Origin of the sequence: Sphaerisporangium corydalis (assembly GCF_025506355.1) — a bacterium.
Taxonomy (GTDB): domain Bacteria; phylum Actinomycetota; class Actinomycetes; order Streptosporangiales; family Streptosporangiaceae; genus Sphaerisporangium; species Sphaerisporangium corydalis.
Window position 1 is genome coordinate 1 of record NZ_JANZYP010000054.1, and the last position, 19,588, is coordinate 19,588.

The following is a 19,588-nucleotide window of genomic DNA, read 5'->3' on the forward strand; positions in this document are numbered from 1 at the left end:
GCCCACGCCGCGTCCGACATCGCCCCCACCGCCGCCGCCCCGTCCGGCATCGCTCCATCCCCGTCCGGCGCCCCTCCGCGCGCCCGGAACACCGCTCCCGCCCCCTCTGACACCGCTCCGCGCACCCGGAACACCGTCCCCGCCCCGTCAGGCGCGCCGCCGGACCGGCCGCGCAGGGCCGACGCGCGGCGCAACTACGAGCTGCTGCTGGCCGCCGCCAGGGACGTCTTCGACGAGCACGGCCCCGGCGCGCCGCTGGACGACATCGCCAAACGCGCCGGGGTCGGCAACGCCACCATGTACCGGCACTTCCCCACCCGCATCGAGCTGATCATCGCCGTCTACGCCGAGGAGGTCGCGGCCCTGTGCGCCCACGGCGAGGACCTGCTGGGCGACCCCGACCCCGGCGACGCCCTGTTCACCTGGCTCAAGGCGTTCATCGCCCACGTCGCCACCAAACGCGACCTGTCGCTGTCGGCCAAGGGCGACCCCTGCGAGGCCGACGGCCGCTCAGACCTGTTCGCCCGGTGGCACCACTCGATGATCACGACCGCGTCGTCCCTGCTGGACCGCGCCCGCGACGCCGGCGCCGTCCGCGCCGACCTCGACGTCAGGGACCTGCTCACCGTGGCCAACGGCATCGCGCTCGGCGGCGCCGCCCCCGACCACGCCGACCGCCTCCTCCACCTGGTCCGCCACGGCACCGGCCCCACCTAGCCCGCCCCGCCCCGAGCACAAAAGACGGACTTCGCGGCGATCCGGCCCCGCCTGACCTGGTGTGCCGAGAACACACCGGCACGCACCGAGCACGGCCTTTCGCGGCGATCCGGCCCCGCCTGACCTGGTCTGCCCGAGGACACACCGGCCCTCGCCGAGCACGGCCTTCCGCTGCGATCCGCACCGGTCCGCCCGGTGTCACTCCATGTGCGCGGCGCCGACCGGACGCCGGCGCATGCCCAGGCGCTCGTACACGCTGATCGCCGCTCGGTTCCACGAGTCCACCATCAGCGCGACCCGCCCGTGCTCGGCCAGCAGGGCGCCGAGCAGGAACCGGCACACCGCCTCCCCGTACCCCTTCCCCCGCTCCCCCACCGCGGTCGCGACCCCCGCGACGAACCCCGCCCCCGGCGCCGTCCACGCGTCCGCGGCCGCCGACACGATCGCGCCCGCGCCGGCCCGGACCCCCGCCCACCTGCGCACCCCCGCGATCCCCGGCGCCGCGTACGAACCGGGGCTGGCCTCGGCGAGCAGGGCGGTGACCTCCGCCTCGTCCCCCTCGGCCAGCCACCCCGCCCCGCCGCCCACCCCCACCGGACCCCGGCCAGGAGCGGAAGCCTGGCCACGAGCGGGAGCCCGGCCAAGGACAGGACCAGGGCCAGGGCCAAGGATAGGACCACGGCCAAGGACAGGACCACGGCCAGGAGCAGGATCGCGGCCAGGAGCGGGATCGCGGCCGGCGGGCGTCCGGCCGGGGGCGGGGCCACGGTCGGGCGTCAGCGAGACCGTTTCCATCCAGTCGAACGCGGCCGCGAACCGCAGCCCCTCCACCCGCTCGGCCAGCCCCCGCACCAGCGACTCCTCCCCCAGCGGCCGGTACGACGGCCCCGCCTCGGCCAGGGCGTGCCGTACCAGCGGCACCGCGTCGCCCAGCGGCCCGGTCACCACCAGCCGGTCACGGCGCGACAACCCCGGGCTGGCGACCGCGACCGCCTCCCCCGAGGCGAACGCCCGCACCCCAGGGCCCATGCCCTGCGCCCCCCACACCACCATGAGCTCGTCACCCGAGGCCGCGGCCACCTCGCCGGGACCGGTCAGCTCACGGATCACAGAATCGCGCCCGGACGGTACGCGGCGGCCTCCCGGTGACGGGCGACCACCTCGCCCACCCGCGACACCACCTCGGCGACCTGCCCCGCGGCCGCGCCGGTGAACGGCGCCGGGTCGGCCAGCAACGCCTGGAGCGCCGCCAGGTCCAGCGGGAACCGCGCGTCCCCGCCCAGGCGCTCCAGCAGCGGGTTGGCCGTGCCGCCCTCCCGCATCGCCAGCGCGGACGCCACCGCGTGCTCCTTGATCAGCTCGTGCGCCGTCTCCCGGCCCACCCCGGCCCGCACCGCCGCCATGAGCATCTTGGTCGTCGCCAGGAACGGCAGGTAGCGCTCCAGCTCCGCCGCGATCACCGCAGGGAACGCCCCGAACTCGGCCAGCACCGTCAGCATCGTCTCCACCAGCCCGTCGAAGGCGAAGAACGCGTCGGGAAGCGCCACCCGGCGCACCACCGAACACGACACATCGCCCTCGTTCCACTGGTCCCCCGCCAGCTCCCCCGCCATCGAGGCGTACCCCCGCAGCACCACCGTCAGGCCGTTCACCCGCTCGCACGAACGGGTGTTCATCTTGTGCGGCATCGCGCTGGACCCGACCTGGCCCTCCTGGAACCCCTCGGTCACCAGCTCGTGCCCCGCCATCAGCCGGATCGTCTTGGCCAGGCTGGACGGCGCCGCCGCGAGCTGCACCAGCGCCGTCAGCACCTCGTAGTCCAGCGACCTCGGATACACCTGGCCCACGCTCGTCAGCCCCGCCGAGAACCCCAGATGCGCCGCGACCCGCCCCTCCAGCGCCGCCAGCCGACCGGCGTCGCCGCCCAGCAGGTCGAGCATGTCCTGGGAGGTGCCCACCGGGCCCTTGATCCCGCGCAGCGGGTACCGGGCCAGCAGCTCCTCCAGCCGGGCGAACGCCACCAGCAGCTCGTCGGCCGCCGTGGCGAACCTCTTGCCGAGCGTGGTCGCCTGCGCCGCCACGTTGTGCGAGCGCCCCGCCATCACCACGCCCGAGTACCGCTCCGCCAGCTCGCCCAGCCGCGCCAGCAGCGCCGCGCAACGGTCCCGCACCAGCACCAGGCTGTCGCGGATCTGCAGCTGCTCCACGTTCTCGGTCAGGTCGCGCGAGGTCATCCCCTTGTGGATGTGCTCGTGCCCGGCCAGCTCGTTGAACTCCTCGATGCGGGCCTTGACGTCATGGCGGGTCAGCCGCTCCCGCTCGGCGATGGAGCCCAGGTCGACCTTCCCGGCCACCGCCTCGTAGTCGTCGACGACCCCGGGCGGCACCGCCACCCCGAGCTCGGCCTGCGCCCGCAGCACGGCCAGCCACAGGCGCCGCTCGGCCACCACCTTGTGCTCCGAGGACCACACACGGGCCAGCTCCGGCGAGGCGTACCGGGTGGCGAGGACATTGGGGATACGCGGCTTGGCGGTCACGTTGCCTCAGTCTATTGGCGCCGCCCCGCCGCGGCACGCGGGGGTGCGAGCCGGCCGGACAGGGCGCGGCGGCGGAAGCCGACCGGACAGGACGCGACGGAGACCGGCCCCCAGGATGGAGGCCGGTCCGGCGGGACATGGGGGGAAGCGGCCCTAGCGGGACGCCAGGGCCTCCTTGTCGTACACCTTCACCTCGGCGTCCGGCCGCCCGGCCCGCCGCCGCCTGAACCGCTCCTTGGTCCGCTCCACGATCGTGTACAGCGTCGGCACCAGAACCAGCGTCAGCAGCGTCGAGGACACCAGGCCGCCGATCACCACGATCGCCAGCGGCTGGGATATGAACCCGCCCGACCCCGTCAGCCCGACCGCCATCGGCGTCAGCGCGCAGATCGTCGCGATCGCGGTCATCAGGATCGGCCGCAGCCGGCGGCGCCCGCCCTCCACGACCGCCTCGACCACGCCGAGCCCCTGCTCCCGGTACTGGTTGATCAGGTCGATCAGCACGATCGCGTTGGTCACCACGATGCCGATCAGCATCAGCATGCCGATCAGCGCCGGGACGCCCAGCGGGGTGTCGGTCACCCGCAGCAGCCCGATCGCCCCGGTCGCCGCGAACGGGATCGACACCAGCAGGATCAGCGGCTGCACGAAACTGCGGAACGCCGCCACCATGATCATGAACACGATCGCGATGGCCGCCAGCATCGCCAGCCCGAGCTGCGCGAACGCCTCGTTCTGGTCGGCGCTCACCCCGCCGATGGTGTAGTCCACCCCCTCCGGCAGCGTCAGCGACGTCATCTTCTCGGTGATCTTCGCGGTCACGCTGCCCAGGTCGCTCGCCGTCGCCGCCGCCGACACCGACGCCGTGCGGTCACCGTCCTTGCGGGTGATCTGCGTCGGACCGGCGACCTGCCGCACCTCCGCCACGCTCGACAGCTTCACCAGCCCGGCCGCGCCGGGCACCTTCATAGCCCGCACCGCCGCCAGGTCGCCGGGCACCGTGCCGCCCGCCCGCAGGATGATGTCGTTGGCCCGCCCGTCCAGCGTGATCTGGCCGATCGGCGCCCCACGGAACGCCTGGGCGACGAACTGCCCGATGCCCGCCTCGGTCAGCCCCTTGGCCGCCGCCTTCCTCCTGTCGACCCGCACCTCCACGCGCGGCGCGCTGGCCTCCAGGTTCGAGCTCACGTCCCGCAGGCCCTCGATCTGCCGCATCGCAGCCAGCACCGTGTCCGACCCCGACTTCAGCGCCGCCAGATCCGGGCCCTGAAGGATCACCTCGGCGCGGTCGGAGGCGAACCCGCCCTGCTGCCCGCCGACGGTCACCTCACCGGCGTCCCTCAGCCCGGCCAGCCGGTCGCGCAGCGTCTGCTCCAGCACCGGGGTGTCGGCGTCCTCGGCCACCGTCACCGAGTACGACGCCCGGTCGGCCGACCCGCCGAGCCCACCCGAGAACGTCCCGCCCGAACCCACGTTCACCTGGTACGACGCGATGCCCCTGATGTCGGTGAACACCTGTTCCACCTTCTTGGCGGCCGCGTCGGTCGTCGCCAGGTCGGTGCCCGCCGGCATCTTCTGCGTCACCGAGATGGTGTCGTTGCCCGAGGAGTCGATGAAGTTCGTCTTCAGCCCGGGCGCCAGCCCCAGCGTCCCCACGAAGATCACGAACCCGATCAGCAGCGTCACGAACCGCCGCCGCGTCGCGAACCTCAGCACCGGCAGATACATCCGCTGAAGCGGGCTGCGCAGCTCCTTGGCCTCCGCGCGGGCCCGGACCTCCCGCGCCTCGTCCTCCGAGAGCCTCGGCGCCCGCAGGAACCAGTACGCCAGCACCGGGATCACCGTCAGCGCCACCAGCAACGACGCCAGCAACGCCACCGTCACCGTGATCGCGAACGGCGCGAACAGCTGGCCGATCATCCCGCCCACGAACGCGATCGGCAGGAACACCGCCACCGTCGTCAGCGTGGACGCCGTGACCGCGCCGCTCACCTCGCGGACGGCCTCCAGCACCGCCTGGCGTTTGGCCTCCCCGTACCCGAGGTGCCGCTTGATGTTCTCCAGCACCACGATCGAGTCGTCCACCACCCGGCCGATCGCGATCGTCAGCGCGCCCAGCGTCAGCAGGTTCAGCGAGTAGTCCCCCACCCACAGCGCGATCAGCGCGATCACCACCGACAGCGGGATCGACACCGCCGTCACGATCGTCGAGCGCAGCGACAACAGGAACAGCAGAATGACGATCACCGCGAACACCAGGCCGAGCAGGCCCTCGGTCGACAGGTCCTCGATCGACCGCTCGACGTAGGGCGCCTGGTCGAACACCACCGTGATCTCCGAGGCGTCGCCCAGCGCCCGCGTCAGCTCGGCGATCTTGCCCCGCACGTCGTGGGAGATCTGCACCGCGTTGCCGTCGGGCGTCATCGTCACCGACATGCCGAGGCTCGCCTTGCCGTCGGTCCGCGTGATCGTCGTCGCGTCGGCGGGCTTCTCCTCGATCGTGACGACCTCGCCGAGCTTCACCGGCTTGGGCGCCGCCGGGATCACCTGCCCCGGCGTCGCCGCCGCGCCCTGACCGGGCCGCCCCTGCGGCGTCTGCGGCCGGGCGGCGGGGGCCTGCGGCGTCAGGTACAGGTTCTTCAGGTCCTCGATGGAGGAGATCCGCCGCCCGACCTGCACCGTCAGCGACTTGCCGTCGTCGGTCAGGCTGCCCGCCGGGATCGGGGTGCCGTTGGCCCGCAGCAGCTCGGGGATCGCCGCCGGCGACAACCCGAGGAACGCCATCTTCAGCAGGTTCGGGGTGATGACCACCGTCTGCTTGCTCGCGCCGGTCACCGACACCTCGCGCACCCCGGCGACGCCCTGCAGGTCGGGGACCGCGATGCGCTCCAGCTTGTCCAGCATCCCGAGCTGGTCACCGCCGTCGCCGACCGCCAGCACCATCACCGGGATGTCGTCGGTGTTGCCCGCCACCACCGTGGGCTCCACGCCCGACGGCAACTGCGCCCCGAGCCGGGCGACCGCCTGCTGCAGCTTGCCCACCGCGGCCTCGACGTCGGTCCCGTACTCGAACGACACCTGGATCTGCGCCGACCCCTCGCGCGAGGTCGAGGTGACCTCGGTGACCCCCGCGACCCCCTGCAGGGTGCTCTCGATCGGCTTGGTGACCTGCTCCTCGACGATGTCGGGGGACGCGCCGGCGTAGGGCGCCACCACGAACGCGCCGGGGAACGACAGCGACGGCAGTAGCTGCTGTTTCAGCGAGGGAATCGCGAAGGCCCCGAACGCGCTGATCACGACCGCGATCATGATGACAAGGCTGCGGTTGGCGAGGCTCAGCCTGGCCAGAGCGGTCATAGAAGTGGACCTTCCAGGATTCTCAACGAAGATTTCCGGCAATGCTAACACTTCGCTTTATACGAATATTTAGCCGAGCCGTGAACTCCTGGTAACCTGGGCGGGCCCGGGCGGAAGGTGGAAGTGGACGAGAGAGAAGAGCTGATCGCTCGGATCGGCGAATCGCAGGACGCCCTGGCGCGGGTGTTCGCCCATGACCGTTCGATGCCGCTGCTGGCCGTCAACCTGACGATGCAACAGCTCAAGGTCGCCCTCATCCTCGCCAGCCGGGGATCGGTCTCCGGCCAGGAGCTCGCCACCACCCTCGGCACCGGCCTCGGCACCGTCACCGGCATCGTCGACCGCCTGGTCGCCCAGGGCCTGGTCACCCGCCGCGAGGACCCGAGCGACCGCCGCATCCGCCGCGTCGAGCTCACCGACGCCGGCCACCGCATGACCCGCGAGCTCGCCGACGCCGGCCTGGCCAACTATCGCCGCCTGATGGACCGCCTCGACCTGGACACCCTGCGCCAGCTCGAAGCCGTCATGAGCAGGCTGCGCACCGCCGCCACCGAGCTCTACGGCCCCTGGTAGGGATTCCCCCCTTCGGCCGGTGATAGCTTCTGGCCCCATGCGACCCCAGCATGAGGCCCCGGACGCCTACCTCCATGGGCTCTTCTCCCTGTCCGGCCGCACCGCCCTGGTCACCGGCGGCAGCTCCGGCATCGGGTACGCCATGGCCGAGGCGATCGGCCGCGCCGGAGCCGCCGTCGTCATCGTCGCCCGCAGGCGGGCCGAGCTCGCCGCCTCCCTGAGCACCCTGCGCGAGCACGGCGTGCGCGCCGACGCCATCAGCGCCGACCTCGGCGACGCCGCCGGCCTCCAGCGCGTCATCGATGAGGCCGCCAGCCCCTTCGGCGAGATCGACATCCTGGTCAACGCCGCGGGCAACAACATCCGCCGCCCCATGGGCGAGCTGACCGGCGAGGACTACGCCACCACCATGCGGGTCAACATCACCGCCCCCTACACCCTTGGGCAGCACTTCGGCCCGCGCATGGCCGCGCGCGGCTGGGGCCGCATCATCAACATCGGCTCCCAGCAGTCGATCAGCGCGTTCGGCGACAGCGGCGCCTACGGCGTCAGCAAGGCCGCGGTCGCCGGCCTGTCCCGCTCACAGGCCGAGGCGTGGTCGCGCGACGGGGTGTGCGCCAACACCGTCATCCCGGGTTTCGTGCTCACCCCGCTCACCGCCCCGGCCCAGGCCGTCCCCGGCCGCGTCGAGGCGCTGGCCGCCCGCTCCATGCTGGGCCGCAACGGCCTGCCCGCCGACTTCACCGGCATCGCGGTCCTGCTGGCGGGCGACGGCGCCGCGTACATCACCGGGCAGGCGATTTGCGTCGACGGCGGGTTCTCCGTCCACTAGCGATCGGCGCGCGTCGTTCGGGTTTTCAGCTCGGCGAAATTTGTCCGATTCGGGGGCCTTTACAAAGTAAGTCCCATTAATCGATTTGACCTGGAGCGCACTCCACCCCGGAGACTGGAGGCCACGACGTCCCCCGGCGGGCGGCCTCGCGGAACCCGGCGGGCGATCAGACGACCGACGTGAGGAGCACACGACCATGAAGCAGCGCACCCTCGGACAGGGCCTGACCGTCTCCTCCCTCGGCCTCGGATGCATGGGCATGAGCGAGTTCTACGGCCCGGGCGACGAGGCGGAGTCGACGGCCACCATCCACCGCGCCCTCGACCTCGGCACCACCCTGCTGGACACCGCCGACATGTACGGCCCGTTCACCAACGAGCGGCTCGTCGGCGCCGCGATCGCCGGCCGCAGGGACGACGTCGTGCTGGCCACCAAGTTCGGCATCGAACGCGGCCCCGACGGCACCCGCATCGGCGTCAACGGCCGGCCCGACTACCTGCGCCGGGCCTGCGACGCCTCGCTGGAACGGCTGGGCGTCGACCACATCGACCTGTACTACCAGCACCGCGTCGACCCCTCGGTCCCCATCGAGGACACCTGGGGCGCGATGGCCGAGCTCGTCGCGGCCGGCAAGGTGCGCCACCTCGGCATCTCCGAGGCCGCGCCCGACGTCGTCCGCCGCGCGCACGCCGTCCACCCGGTCACCGCCGGCCAGTACGAGTACTCCCTGTTCACCCGCGACCCCGAAGACGAGATCATCGCGACCTTCCGCGAGCTCGGCATCGGCCTGGTCGCCTACAGCCCGCTCGGGCGCGGGTTCCTGACCGGCGCCATCACCAGCGCCGACCAGTTCGACGACGACGACTTCCGCGCGCACAACGCGCGCTTCCAGGGCGGCAACTTCGCCGCCAACCACGCCCTGGTCCTGCAGATCCAGGAGGTGGCCGAGCACAAGGGCGTCACCCCGGCGCAGCTCGCCCTGGCCTGGGTCCTGGCCCAGGGCCAGGACATCGTGCCCATCCCGGGCACCAAGCGCCGCACCTACCTGGAGGAGAACGTCGCCGCCCTGGACATCGCCCTGACCCAGGACGAGCTGGCGGCGCTGGCGAAGGCGGCCCCGAGGGGCGCCGTCGCCGGGGAGCGCTACCCGGCGGGCAACGTGCCCCGGCTCACGTCCTGACCGCTAGATCGAGTGGCTCGGGTTCGAGGGCAGGATGAAGTCCCAGCTCGGACCGTGATGCTGCCCGTTCGGTGAACGATGCGGGTTGCCCGCCGGCAGCAGCGCCGACGGGCACGCCCCGTTGTCGGAGCGCCCGTTCCACCACAGGCCGCAGCAGTGCACGCAAAAACGCCAGTTGTCCTGGTACGCGGTGACGGCGTCGGGAGTCGGAGCGGCCATGGTGTCCGCCTTTCACGAGAAGATGAGCCGACCCTCATGGTGGTCCGGCGGCCCGGCCGCGACATGAGTAACCCCCTACTCATCCACCCCGGCGCGCCGCCCCCGGTAAATGAAATTTCAAGGATTGAACCGAAAGCCGGGCGCGCTCGTGATGGTAGGTGTTCGCAACCCGGCATCGCCCGGCCGGAGGGCAGGGATCCGCTCTCCACGCGAGGGGGTCGCGTCAACACCGAGACGATGCGGGCCGGATCTGCCACGGGGGTAGACGATTGAAAAGCTTACGGGAGCTCGCGGGGAACCCGGCCGTGCGCGAGGACGGCGTCGAGGTCTCCCTGCGGGCGGGAGAGAACGCGCTGCACGTGGACGGCGACCTGCGGACCGCGCGCAAATGGTTCGACAGGGCCTACCGCGAAGGCGAACGCCAGGGGGAGAGCCGCGCGATGGCCCGCGCGGCCCTCGGCCTCGGCGGGCTGTGGGTGCACGAGCACCGCACCGCCGCCGACGCCGGCTTCGTCCGCGCGCGCCAGCGGCGCGCCCTGTCGCTGGTCGACCCCAGGTCCCACCTGGCGCTCCGGCTGCGCGCCAGGCTCGCCGGCGAGGAGGACTACGCCACCGGCGCCCACGACCACGTCCTGGCCCTGGTGGCCGAGGCCAGGCGCGCGGGCGACCCGGTGGCGCTGGCCGAGACGCTCAGCCTGGCCCACCACTGCGTCCTCGGCCCCGGGCACGGGGCCCTGCGGCTGGACCTGGCCCAGGAGATGATCGGCGAGGCGGCGCGCACCGGCCGCCGCAGCGACCTGCTCATGGGCCTGATGTGGCACACCGTCGACCTGTTCCTCGAGGCCGACCCGCACGCCGAACGCCGCATGGAGGAACTGCGCGGCCACCTCGCCCGGCAGAACCACCTGGCCGTCGAGTTCGTCGTCAGCGCCATCGAGGTGATGCTCAGCGTCCGCGCCGGCCGGCTGGCGCACGCCGAGGCGCTGGCGGCCACCTGCGCCGAGCGCGGCAGGACGGTCGGCGACCTCGACGCCACCGGCTGGCACGGCGCCCACATGGCGGCCATCCGCTGGTACCAGGGCCGGCTCCCCGAACTGGTGCCGATGCTGTCGGAACTGGTGAACTCCCCGACGCTCAGCCAGGCCGACAACTCCTACTTCGCGGCCCTCGCGGTGGCGGCGGCCACCGCCGGGGACCGCCGCCTGGCCGCCGGCGCGCTGGCCCGGCTGTGCGGCGGCGACCTGGCCCGCCTGCCCCGCTCCAGCAGCTGGCTGATGTCGATGTACGGCGTGGTGGAGGCGGCCAACGTGCTCGGGGACGCCGAGACCGCGGCCCAGGCGTACGCGCTGCTGCTGCCGTACGCCCGGCGCCCGGTCATCGCCAGCCTCGGCGTGGTGTGCCTGGGCTCGGTCCAGCACTCCCTCGGGGTGGCCGCGCTCACCACCGGCGAGGTCGGCAGGGCCGTGGAGCACCTGACCGTGGCCGTCCGCGACAACCTCGCCCTCGGGCACTGGCCGGCCGTGGTCCTGTCGCGCTCGCGCCTCGGGCAGGCGCTCACGCTGCGCCACGGGGCCCGCGACGAGGGCGCGCGGCGCGAGCTGGACATGGCCGCCCAGGACGCGGCGGCGCTCGGCATGATCCCGCCCGCCGGGCCCGCGACCGGCCCGGCGGGCGGCACCGCCGCCGACCCCGGCGAGCGGCCCCCGGTGGCGCAGTGCCGGCGCCGGGGCCGGCAGTGGCGCATCGAGCTGGGCGGCCGGGTGGTCCTGGTGGACCACAGCGTGGGGATGCGGCACCTGGCGACGCTGCTGGCCAACCCCGGGTACGACATCCGCGCCACCGACCTGGCCGCCGGCCCGGTGCTCCCGGGCACCGCGGCGGCCGACGACGCGGCGTCGGACCAGCCGGTGCTGGACGAGGTGGCCAAGGCCGAGTACAAGCGGCGGCTGGCCCAGCTGCAGGCCGAGATCGACGAACTGGAGGCCAGGGACGAGCGGCGGCGCGCCGCCGAGCTGAGCGCCGAACGGCAGTGGCTGATCGAGGAGCTGGCCGCCGCCACCGGCATGGGCGGGCGGGCCCGCCGGTTCAACGGCAACGACGAACGGGCCCGCCTGGCGGTCGGCAAGGCCATCAGGCGGGCGCTGAACCGCATCATGGAGGCCGACCCCGTCATCGGGGGCGAGCTGCGGGCCACCGTCCAGACGGGCGTCCGCTGCTGCTACCGCCCCGGCTGACCCGCCCGGCGACCCGGGCCCCCTTCCCCACGCGGCGCCCGGGGGGCGGCGGCCCGGGGGAACGTGACCCTTGATGCGCGGCGCCCGGGGGCGGGGGTCAGGGCTCGGCGTGGCGGTCCAGGCCGAGGGTGGCGATGAGGTCCTCGTGGAGCTCGAACCAGACGCGGTGGCAGGAGTCGACGTCGGTGCGGTCGACCCAGGAGCCGTCCCCGGCCCTGGCGCGCGCCAGGGCCGAGGCGAACCGGGTGTCGTACCCGCCGAACCGGGTCAGCACGCCCGCGAGCCGGCCGGCGAGCGGCGTGAGCGCGCGCCCGATGACGGCGAGCTCGTGCAGGACCCCGGCGTCCCAGCCGGGGTCGGAGTGGTCGTTGACGGCGAGCCGGTCGCCGCCGGTGGGCCGCAGCTGCCAGTCGGTGCAGGCCCCCAGCAGCAGGGCGTTCAGCGGGAGGAATCCTCGGTAGACCGCGCGGACCTCCTCGGCGCCGCCGGCGTCGCCGAGCTCGGCCGCCAGCCGGCGCTCGTCCTCGGCCCGCCCCGGCCCGGTCAGCGACCAGCCGCCGGTGCCGGCGAAACTGGTGTGCTCGACCCAGCCACGCGCCTCGGCGTCCAGCAGCACCTCCTCGGTCCTGGCCACATCGAGCCCGTACCGGCGAGCGATCACCGGGGTGCCGGCGTACCCGGTGACGCGCACGGCGTGCAGGACCAGCAGCTCGGGCGCGGACTCGCGCGTCACGAGCCGGCGTCCTGCCGTGCCGTCAGGCGCGTGTAGCGCTGCTGGCACGCCTGCGGGGAGTTGAACCCCATCGTGTGCGCCATCTGCGCCCAGGTCAGCCCCGCGCTCCTGGCCACGAACAGCAGGGCGGACTCGAGCCCCTCGACCTCCTCGCGCGCGGCGGGCAGCAGCGCGAGCGCGCTCAGGATGTCCTGCGGGCCCAGCTCGGCGCTGCGCCACACGGCGAACTGCATCAGGTCGACCGCCGACGGCGGGGCCGGCGGGGGCCGCCACGGGCGGGGGCCGAGCCGGTCCGCGCCCAGGCCGGACAGACGCTCACGCGCGTCCTGCTCACGGCGGGCCTGGGCGTGGTCGGCGTGCATGGAGCGGGCGATGTCCTGCTTGCGCGGCATGCGACCCATGATGGAGAATCAACATATTGTTGTCAACATTTTGTTGAAAGGCGTGATCCATGCTCGTCCCCCTCGCGCGGGCCGCCGCCGCCACCTGCGGGGGCAAGGCCGGCGCGCTCGGCGCGCTGCTCCGCGCGGGCCTGCCGGTCCCCGACGGCTTCGTCGTCCCGTTCGCCGCCTACCGCGCCGCCGCCCGCGACCTGGACCCCGCGACGGCCGGCGACCCCGGCGCGACCCGGCGGGCGATCGAGGCCCGTCCGGTCGACGCCGCCGTGGCCGTCGCCCTGGGACGCGCGCTCGCCGCGCTCGGCGACCCGCCCGTGGCGGTGCGGTCTTCGGCGGCCGGCGAGGACACCGGCCAGGCGTCGGCGGCCGGCCAGCACGAGAGCTTCCTGGCCGTGCGCGGGACCGGCCAGGTCGCCGGCGCCGTACGCGCCTGCTGGGCCTCGCTGCTGTCCCCACGGGCCATCGCCTACCAGGACGGGCGGCACTCCGGCGAGGCGGTGATGGCCGTCATCGTCCAGCGCCATCTGGACGCCGAGGTGTCGGGGGTCATGTTCACCCCCGCGCGCCCCGGCGAGGCGACCCGCATCGAGGCGTCCTTCGGCCTCGGCCCCAGCGTCGTCGAGGGCAGGGTCACCCCGGACGCCTACCGCGTCGCCGCCGGCGGGACGGTCACGCGCACCGTCGCGGGCAAACCGACCCGCCTCGACCGGCGCGGCACCGGGCTGGTCGTCAGTGACGTGCCCGCCCGCGACCGCGACCGGCCGGCGCTCGACGACGCGACCGCCACGCTCCTGGCCGGGCTGGGCGACAGGATCGCCGCCGTCCTCGGCGGGCCGCGGGACATCGAGTGGGCGATGGCCGGCGGACGCGCCTGGATCCTGCAGGCCCGGCCGGTCACCGCCGCACCCCCGCCCCAGCCCCCGCCGCCGCCCGCCGGTGTCCAGGACGCCCCGGCCGCCACGCTCACCGGGACACCGGGCAGCCGGGGGACCGTCACCGGCACCGCCAGGATCGTCGGCGGCCCCGGCGACTTCGCGCGCGTGCGCGCCGGCGACATCCTCGTCTGCCCCTTCACCGACCCCGCCTGGACACCGCTGCTGCGCCTCGCCGCCGGCGTGGTCACCGAGACCGGAGGCGTGCTGTCCCACGCCGCGATCGTCGCCCGCGAGCACGCCATCCCCGCCGTCCTCGGCGTCCCCGGCGCGACGAGCAGGCTGCGCGACGGCACCCTCGTCACCCTGGACGGCGCCGCCGGCACCGTCACGGCGCACCCGTGAGCCGCCACCGCAAATCCCGTTCGGAAGGAGAAGGGGGACCGGCCCGCGCGGGCACCGCCCCCGACCGCGGATGAGCACGCGACACCTCTACCTGGCACGCCACGGCGCGGCCGACGCGTTCGGGCGGCTCACCGACATCGGGCACCGGCAGGCCGGCCTGCTGGGCGAACGGCTCGCCGGCCTGCCGGTCGAGACCGTGTGGCACTCCCCGCTGCCGCGCGCCGCCGCCAGCGCCCGCGAACTCGCCCGGCACCTGCCGGACGTGCCCGTGGCCGAGGCCGCCGAACTCGTCGACCACGTGCCCTACGTCCCCGCCGCCGCCGAGACGCCCCCGTCCTGGACCGGATTCTTCGACGGCTTCGACGACGCCGAGGCGGCCTCGGGCCACCGGCTCGCCGAGGCCCTGGTCGCCCGGTTCGCCACCGCCGGCCCGGCCACCCGGCCCGTCACCCACGAGGTCCTGGTGACGCACGCCTACCAGATCGCCTGGCTGGTGCGGCACGCGCTGGACGCGCCGCCGTCGCGGTGGCTCGGCCTGAACAGCGCCAACACCGCGCTGACCGTGATCGAGTACCGCGACGCCCTGCCGCCTGCGATCGTGATGTTCAACGACATGAGCCACCTCCCGCCCGGCCTGCGCTGGACCGGGTTCCCCGGCGGCACCCGGCCGTGAACCGGCTCCCCGGCCTCTCGGCACCCGCCGGGCACTGTCACAGCTCGCGGGGAATTACGACATTTAATGTGCATTTTCCCGGGGCTTTGGCGGAACCTCACCCCTTGGGCGCGATGCTCGGGGGAAGGAGGTACCCGTGACCCACAAAATGACCCGGCCGCGGCCACGCATCGTCGTGGGCGTGAGCCACTCCCCCGCGGCGACCGCCGCACTGCTCTGGGCACTCGGCGAGGCCCGCCTGCGAGGCGCGATCGTCCAGCCCGTGCACGCCTGGCAGTGGTCGGGCCAGCACCGCGCGTCCTACGCGCCGATGGAGACCTGGCGCTCCCACGACGAGGAGTACGAGGAGGCCAGGGAACAGACACGCGGCATCGTCGCCCTGTCCGCCCCCGCGATCGAACCCATCGTGGCGCACGGCCCCCCCGCCCAGGTGCTGCTGAACCACTGCGAGGACGCCGAGATGCTCGTGCTCGGCATCCGCAGGACCGACCCCGGCGCCCCCGCGGCCGCCAACCCGGTGATCGCCGCCTGCATGATGGGGGCCCGCTGCCCCGTCGTGGTCGTGTCCCCCCACACCGTCGCCGTCCCGGCGTTCCACGCCTACGACGTGTCCCTCACCGGGGCGCGGACCGGCTGACACCGGCCGTCTCGACGGCGATGAGCGCGCCCAGCACGACCACCGCCCCCGCCGATCCGGCGAGCGGGGGCAGCAGACCGGCGACCGGCGCGGCCGCGAGGAGCACGCCGGTCGCCACCAGCCGGGGACGGCCCGGCGCGCCGTGCGTGCGGCGCTGGAACAGCAGCAGCCCGGCCAGGTACAGCGCGAGACCGCCGAACAGCGGAAGCGCGTAGAAGGCGCCCAGCGGCTCACCGTCCCCCGCATGCGCCAGCACGCCCTCCACCCCGAGGGCGGCCAGCACGATCCCGGCCACGACGGGGAAATGCCCGTAGGTGTACGCCTCGACCGCCAGGTCGACCCTGGCCGGGCCGCTCTCCCCGGCGAGCCGGCGCTCGGCCGCGACCGACACCACATCGAAGTACAGCCACCACAGGCAGACCGCGACGGCGACACCGAGAACGGCCGCCAGCAGCAGCGGCCCGCTGACGGGCCGCCCGGCGGCGCCGGCCCCGATGGCGACGATCGACTCGCCGATGGCCAGGATGACGAACAGGCCGTGCCGCTCGGCCAGGTGCGCCGGGCTGCGCAGCCGCCAGCCGCCGCCTCTGGCGGTGAGGTAGATGCCGAGCCAGTCCACCACCAGCGCGGCGGTGAACAGCGGCGTCTGCGCCCAGCCGCCCAGCAGCGCCCCCGACACCAGCAGCGCCGCGCCCGCCGTCATCGGCAGCCAGGTGATCACGACCTGGCGGCGCAGCCCGGCGTCACCGCCGGCGACCTTGGCGTAGACCGCGAGGTGCACGCAGCGGACCAGCAGGTAGGCGCACACCAGCACCACAGGGCCGTTCAGGCCGCCGGGCGCGTCGTCCCACGCCTCGGGGATGGTCAGGGCGACCACGAACATCGCCGCCATCGCGACGACCATCCCCGCCCGCACGAACCCCTCGTCGGCCCGCGAATGGTTCCCCAGCCACGTGTACCCCGACCAGGTCCCCCACAGCAGCGCCAGCACCAGCAGCCCCCGCAGGACGCCGTGGGCGCCGTGCTCCCCGGCCATGTAGGCGGTGACCCGCGTGACCGCGAAGACGTACACCAGGTCGAAGAAGAGCTCGAAGGGGGTCGCCCGATGGTCCTCGCCGGTGGGGCGGACGACCGGGAACCCCTTGACGCGCCGCCGGGACAGATCCTGCTCAACCACGGGCGACGCCCTCCGGTGCCGTCGGCCCGAGCGACGGGCCGTACAAAGCGGACAGATCCGCCACCGTGGCGGCGATCATGGAGCGCAGCTCCGGCGGGTCGAGCACCTCCACGCTCGCCCCCATCCGCAGCAGCAGCCAGCAGGCGTGCCTGACCGACTCGATGGGCAGCCGCAGCACCCGCCGGCCGTCCTCGCCCGGCGGCCCGGCGGAGGCCAGCGCGGCATCGGCCGGCCGGGAGCCCACGGTGAACCGCAGCATCTCCTCGGCGCCCGGCGCCAGCCGCACGCTCGCCTCCGCCGTGTACATCCGGTCGGCGAACTCGGCCGAGTAGGCCTGCCAGAAGGCCGTGAGGTCGAAGTCCTCCGGGCGGGCGAACGGGACGGGCAGCACCTCGGCGGTGACGATCCGGGACACCCGGTAGGTGCGCGGCGCCGCGTCCGCGGGCGCGGCCACCAGGTACCACGAGCCCCCCTTCAGCACCAGCCCGTACGGCCGGACCTGCCGCACCACCTCGGCCGGGCCCCAGCGCCGGTAGAGCATGCGGATCTCGCGCCCCTCCCACACCGCGTCGGCGACCCGCCCGAGGTGCGGCACCTCGTCGGCGGCGCGGTACCAGCCGGGCACGTCCATCAGGAAACGCTCCCGCATGCGGGAGGCGTGCGAGCGCGGCTCGGGGGGCAGCGCCGACAGCAACTTGAGCTCCGCGGCGGCGGCCACCTCGGCCAGGCCTAGCTGGGCCGCAGGGCCCGGCAGCCCGGCCAGGAACAGCGAGGACGCCTCCTCGGAGGTCAGGCCGTTGAGCCGCGTGCGGTAGCCGTCCAGGAGCTGGTAGCCGCCCGTGGGGCCGCGGTCGGCGTACACCGGGACACCGGCCGACGACAGCGCCTCCACGTCGCGGTACACGGTGCGCACCGACACCTCCAGCTCCTCCGACAGCTCGGCGGCCGTCATCCGGCCGCGTGCCTGGAGGAGGAGCAGCAGGGACAGGAGCCGGCTCGCGCGCATGCCGCCCAGTCTCCCTGATTTGCCAAACAAACACCAAAAATGTTCATATGAACGCATGGATCGATTGCGGGCGATCATGGACGCCCTGATGACCTCCGACAGCGTGTCGGTCGCCGAACTCGCGGCCCAGCACGGCGTCTCGGAGATGACCATCCGCAGGGACCTCGACGAACTCGCCCAGCAGGGCGTCGCCCGCAGAATCCGCGGCGGCGCCCAGAGCCTGCTCCTGCGCGGCGAGGAACCCCCCTTCGGCGTACGCGAACACGAGGCCACCGACGACAAACGCCGCATCGCCACCGAAGTCGCCGGCCTGCTCGCCGACGGCGAGGCCATCGTCCTGGACGGCGGCACCACCACCCTGGCCGTCGCCCGCGAACTCCACGACCGCCGCCTCACCGTCCTGCCCCTGGCCCTGCAGTCGGTCCAGGCCCTCAGCACCGCCCCCCGCATCCGCCTGGTCCTGCCCGGCGGCGAGGTCCGCCACGGCGAACTCAACATCACCGGCCCCCTCACCGTGAACGCCATCGCCTCCCTGCGCTTCGACACCGCCGTCATCGGCTGCTGCGGCCTGTCGGCCGAACACGGCATGACCGCCCACAACCTGGAGGACGTCGCCGTCAAACAGGCCGCCATCGCCTCGGCCCGGCGCGTCGTCGTCGCCGCCGACTCCTCCAAGTTCCGCCAGACCGCCTTCGCCACCGTCTGCCCACCGGCGGGCATCGACGTCCTGGTCACCGACGCCGGCATCCCCCGCGACCAGCACGACGCGCTCACCGCCGCCGGCGTCACCGTCCGCGTCGCCTCATGACCCTCCCCACCGGCCCCGCCCCCACGCTTCGGCGTGCCCGCGCCGCCGTCTACATCATGTTCCTGATCCCCGGCATCGCCATCGGCGTGTGGACCTCCCGCATCCCCGCCCTCAAAGAACGGCTCGACCTCGGCGACGGGCAACTCAGCCTCGCCCTGCTCGCCATCGCCGCCGGAGCGCTCGCCGGCATGCAGATCGTCGGACGCCTGGTCGACCGGCACGGCAGCGGCCGCGTCATGGTCCCCCTTGCCTTCGCCCAGGGCGCCGTCCTCCTGCTGCCCGCCGCGATGCCCAGCCTGATCACCCTGGCCGCCTCACTGGCACTGTTCGGCGCCGCCCACGGCATGCTGGACGTCTCCATGAACGCCAACGCCGTCGAGGTCGAACGCGCATGGGGCCGGCCGCTCATGTCCTCGTTCCACGCCGTGTTCAGCATCGGCGGCTTCCTCGGCGCCGCCGGAGGCGGGCTGTTCGCCCACGCGGGCATCGGACCCTGGCCCACCTTCGCCGCCACCGGCACCGCCCTGGCGGCACTGGCCCTGATCACCTCCCCCTGGGCCCTGCGCACCACCCCCCGGCCCCGGCCCACGACCCTCACGGCCGGCACCACCGCCCCGCGCGTCCCCAAGATCCAAGGCGTCCTGTTCCTCGGCGTCCTCGGCTTCTGCTGCATGGTCGGCGAAGGCGCCTCCGCCGACTGGGGGTCGGTCTACCTGCGCGAAGACCTCGCCAGCTCACCCGGCTTCGCCGCCGCCGCCTACGCCGCCTTCTCGATCATGATGACCGCGGGCCGCCTCGCCGGCGACCGCCTCGCCGTCCGCCTCGGCCCGGTCACCCTCGTCCGCTACTGCGGCATCCTGGCCGGCGCCGGCCTGGTCACCGCCCTGCTCATCGGCCACCCCGTGGCCGGAGTGATCGGATTCGGCTGCTTCGGCGCGGGCCTGTCCTGCATCGTCCCCCAAGTGTTCTCCGCCGCCGGCCACCGCGACCCCGCCCGCGCCGGACAGGCACTCGCCCGCGTCGCCAGCCTCGGCTACCTCGGCTTCCTCACCGGACCGGTCCTCATCGGCGCCGCCGCCGAAGTCCTCGGCCTGCCCCGCGCCCTCGCCATCCCCGCCATGCTCGCCCTGTTCGTCGCCCTGGCCGCCCGCGCCCTGCGCGCCGCCCCCACCAGCGCCACCCCCGAACCCCAGCACCCCGCCACCGGCGCCCCCGGCCGCACCGGATGAC

18 protein-coding genes are annotated in these 19,588 nt (G+C 74.0%); 10 read left to right on the top strand and 8 right to left on the bottom strand.

Going from position 1 to position 19,588, the window contains the following annotated elements:
* Positions 1-717, top strand: a 717-nt coding sequence (locus tag NYZ98_RS29810) for a TetR/AcrR family transcriptional regulator (RefSeq protein WP_262846898.1), incomplete at its 5' end; no start/stop codon positions are given.
* A gap of 198 nt (positions 718-915) precedes the next feature.
* Here the strand turns inward: NYZ98_RS29810 and NYZ98_RS29815 are convergent.
* The 3 genes from NYZ98_RS29815 to NYZ98_RS29825 form a co-directional block, all read right to left on the bottom strand.
* Positions 916-1,827, bottom strand: coding sequence for a GNAT family N-acetyltransferase (locus NYZ98_RS29815; RefSeq protein WP_262846899.1), 912 nt, complete (start codon positions 1,825-1,827; stop codon positions 916-918).
* Positions 1,824-3,254, bottom strand: a complete 1,431-nt coding sequence (gene purB, locus NYZ98_RS29820; protein ID WP_262846900.1) for an adenylosuccinate lyase — start codon at positions 3,252-3,254, stop codon at positions 1,824-1,826. The genes NYZ98_RS29815 and purB overlap by 4 nt, the downstream gene beginning before the upstream one ends.
* Positions 3,255-3,407: 153 nt before the next feature.
* On the bottom strand, positions 3,408-6,611 hold the full coding sequence (locus NYZ98_RS29825; protein ID WP_262846901.1) for an efflux RND transporter permease subunit: 3,204 nt from the start codon (positions 6,609-6,611) through the stop codon (positions 3,408-3,410).
* A 123-nt stretch (positions 6,612-6,734) separates the two neighbouring features.
* Here NYZ98_RS29825 and NYZ98_RS29830 point away from each other — a divergent pair, with 123 nt between their 5' ends.
* The 3 genes from NYZ98_RS29830 to NYZ98_RS29840 all read left to right on the top strand — a co-directional run bounded on the left by NYZ98_RS29830 (position 6,735) and on the right by NYZ98_RS29840 (position 9,196).
* Positions 6,735-7,184, top strand: a complete 450-nt coding sequence (locus tag NYZ98_RS29830) for a MarR family winged helix-turn-helix transcriptional regulator (protein WP_262846902.1) — start codon at positions 6,735-6,737, stop codon at positions 7,182-7,184.
* A 37-nt stretch (positions 7,185-7,221) separates the two neighbouring features.
* On the top strand, positions 7,222-8,016 hold the full coding sequence (locus NYZ98_RS29835) for an SDR family NAD(P)-dependent oxidoreductase (protein ID WP_262846903.1): 795 nt from the start codon (positions 7,222-7,224) through the stop codon (positions 8,014-8,016).
* Between the two features lie 196 nt (positions 8,017-8,212).
* Complete coding sequence (locus NYZ98_RS29840) at positions 8,213-9,196, top strand: aldo/keto reductase (RefSeq protein ID WP_262846904.1); 984 nt, start codon at positions 8,213-8,215, stop codon at positions 9,194-9,196.
* A 3-nt stretch (positions 9,197-9,199) separates the two neighbouring features.
* Here NYZ98_RS29840 and NYZ98_RS29845 read toward each other — a convergent pair whose 3' ends face one another.
* Complete coding sequence (locus NYZ98_RS29845; RefSeq protein ID WP_262846905.1) at positions 9,200-9,415, bottom strand: hypothetical protein; 216 nt, start codon at positions 9,413-9,415, stop codon at positions 9,200-9,202.
* Between the two features lie 269 nt (positions 9,416-9,684).
* Between NYZ98_RS29845 and NYZ98_RS29850 the strand changes: the two genes are divergently transcribed.
* Positions 9,685-11,649: a hypothetical protein gene (locus NYZ98_RS29850; RefSeq protein ID WP_262846906.1), complete on the top strand. Its 1,965-nt coding sequence runs from the start codon at positions 9,685-9,687 to the stop codon at positions 11,647-11,649.
* A gap of 97 nt (positions 11,650-11,746) precedes the next feature.
* Here NYZ98_RS29850 and NYZ98_RS29855 read toward each other — a convergent pair whose 3' ends face one another.
* Together NYZ98_RS29855 and NYZ98_RS29860 are read right to left on the bottom strand one after the other, a co-directional pair.
* Positions 11,747-12,382 carry a transcriptional regulator gene (locus NYZ98_RS29855; RefSeq protein WP_262846907.1) on the bottom strand — a complete coding sequence of 212 codons (636 nt, stop codon included), beginning with the start codon at positions 12,380-12,382 and terminating at the stop codon, positions 11,747-11,749.
* Complete coding sequence (locus NYZ98_RS29860) at positions 12,379-12,774, bottom strand: DNA-binding protein (RefSeq protein ID WP_262846908.1); 396 nt, start codon at positions 12,772-12,774, stop codon at positions 12,379-12,381. The genes NYZ98_RS29855 and NYZ98_RS29860 overlap by 4 nt, the downstream gene beginning before the upstream one ends.
* Positions 12,775-12,833: 59 nt before the next feature.
* Between NYZ98_RS29860 and NYZ98_RS29865 the strand changes: the two genes are divergently transcribed.
* The 3 genes from NYZ98_RS29865 (at position 12,834) to NYZ98_RS29875 (ending at position 15,367) form a co-directional block, all read left to right on the top strand.
* Entirely contained in the window at positions 12,834-14,057 is a 1,224-nt protein-coding gene (locus NYZ98_RS29865; RefSeq protein WP_262846909.1) for a PEP/pyruvate-binding domain-containing protein, read from the top strand.
* Between the two features lie 70 nt (positions 14,058-14,127).
* Positions 14,128-14,730 (top strand): histidine phosphatase family protein, encoded by a 603-nt coding sequence (locus NYZ98_RS29870; RefSeq protein WP_262846910.1) that lies wholly within the window; start codon positions 14,128-14,130, stop codon positions 14,728-14,730.
* A gap of 136 nt (positions 14,731-14,866) precedes the next feature.
* Positions 14,867-15,367, top strand: coding sequence for a universal stress protein (locus NYZ98_RS29875; protein WP_262846911.1), 501 nt, complete (start codon positions 14,867-14,869; stop codon positions 15,365-15,367).
* Here NYZ98_RS29875 and NYZ98_RS29880 read toward each other — a convergent pair.
* Both NYZ98_RS29880 and NYZ98_RS29885 read right to left on the bottom strand, forming a co-directional pair.
* Positions 15,345-16,544, bottom strand: coding sequence for a low temperature requirement protein A (locus NYZ98_RS29880; protein ID WP_262846912.1), 1,200 nt, complete (start codon positions 16,542-16,544; stop codon positions 15,345-15,347). The two genes, NYZ98_RS29875 and NYZ98_RS29880, sit on opposite strands and share 23 nt — an antisense overlap.
* On the bottom strand, positions 16,537-17,550 hold the full coding sequence (locus NYZ98_RS29885) for a helix-turn-helix transcriptional regulator (protein WP_262846913.1): 1,014 nt from the start codon (positions 17,548-17,550) through the stop codon (positions 16,537-16,539). The genes NYZ98_RS29880 and NYZ98_RS29885 overlap by 8 nt, the downstream gene beginning before the upstream one ends.
* A 55-nt stretch (positions 17,551-17,605) precedes the next feature.
* On the opposite strand from NYZ98_RS29885, the gene NYZ98_RS29890 reads away from it, so the two are divergent.
* Both NYZ98_RS29890 and NYZ98_RS29895 read left to right on the top strand, forming a co-directional pair.
* Entirely contained in the window at positions 17,606-18,358 is a 753-nt protein-coding gene (locus tag NYZ98_RS29890) for a DeoR/GlpR family DNA-binding transcription regulator (protein ID WP_262846914.1), read from the top strand.
* Positions 18,355-19,587, top strand: coding sequence for an MFS transporter (locus NYZ98_RS29895; protein WP_262846915.1), 1,233 nt, complete (start codon positions 18,355-18,357; stop codon positions 19,585-19,587). The genes NYZ98_RS29890 and NYZ98_RS29895 overlap by 4 nt, the downstream gene beginning before the upstream one ends.
* Position 19,588 lies beyond the last annotated feature (1 nt).

What these genes read in the sequence shown, in the direction of transcription:
- NYZ98_RS29865 (WP_262846909.1), top strand. Translation starts at nt 12,834, where the DNA reads ATGCTCGTCCCCCTCGCGCGGGCCGCCGCCGCCACCTGCGGGGGCAAG.
- NYZ98_RS29840 (WP_262846904.1), top strand. Translation starts at nt 8,213, where the DNA reads ATGAAGCAGCGCACCCTCGGACAGGGCCTGACCGTCTCCTCCCTCGGC.
- NYZ98_RS29835 (WP_262846903.1), top strand. Translation starts at nt 7,222, where the DNA reads ATGCGACCCCAGCATGAGGCCCCGGACGCCTACCTCCATGGGCTCTTC.
- NYZ98_RS29870 (WP_262846910.1), top strand. Translation starts at nt 14,128, where the DNA reads ATGAGCACGCGACACCTCTACCTGGCACGCCACGGCGCGGCCGACGCG.
- NYZ98_RS29895 (WP_262846915.1), top strand. Translation starts at nt 18,355, where the DNA reads ATGACCCTCCCCACCGGCCCCGCCCCCACGCTTCGGCGTGCCCGCGCC.
- NYZ98_RS29890 (WP_262846914.1), top strand. Translation starts at nt 17,606, where the DNA reads ATGGATCGATTGCGGGCGATCATGGACGCCCTGATGACCTCCGACAGC.
- NYZ98_RS29860 (WP_262846908.1), bottom strand. Translation starts at nt 12,774, where the DNA reads ATGCCGCGCAAGCAGGACATCGCCCGCTCCATGCACGCCGACCACGCC.
- NYZ98_RS29845 (WP_262846905.1), bottom strand. Translation starts at nt 9,415, where the DNA reads ATGGCCGCTCCGACTCCCGACGCCGTCACCGCGTACCAGGACAACTGG.
- NYZ98_RS29885 (WP_262846913.1), bottom strand. Translation starts at nt 17,550, where the DNA reads ATGCGCGCGAGCCGGCTCCTGTCCCTGCTGCTCCTCCTCCAGGCACGC.
- NYZ98_RS29825 (WP_262846901.1), bottom strand. Translation starts at nt 6,611, where the DNA reads ATGACCGCTCTGGCCAGGCTGAGCCTCGCCAACCGCAGCCTTGTCATC.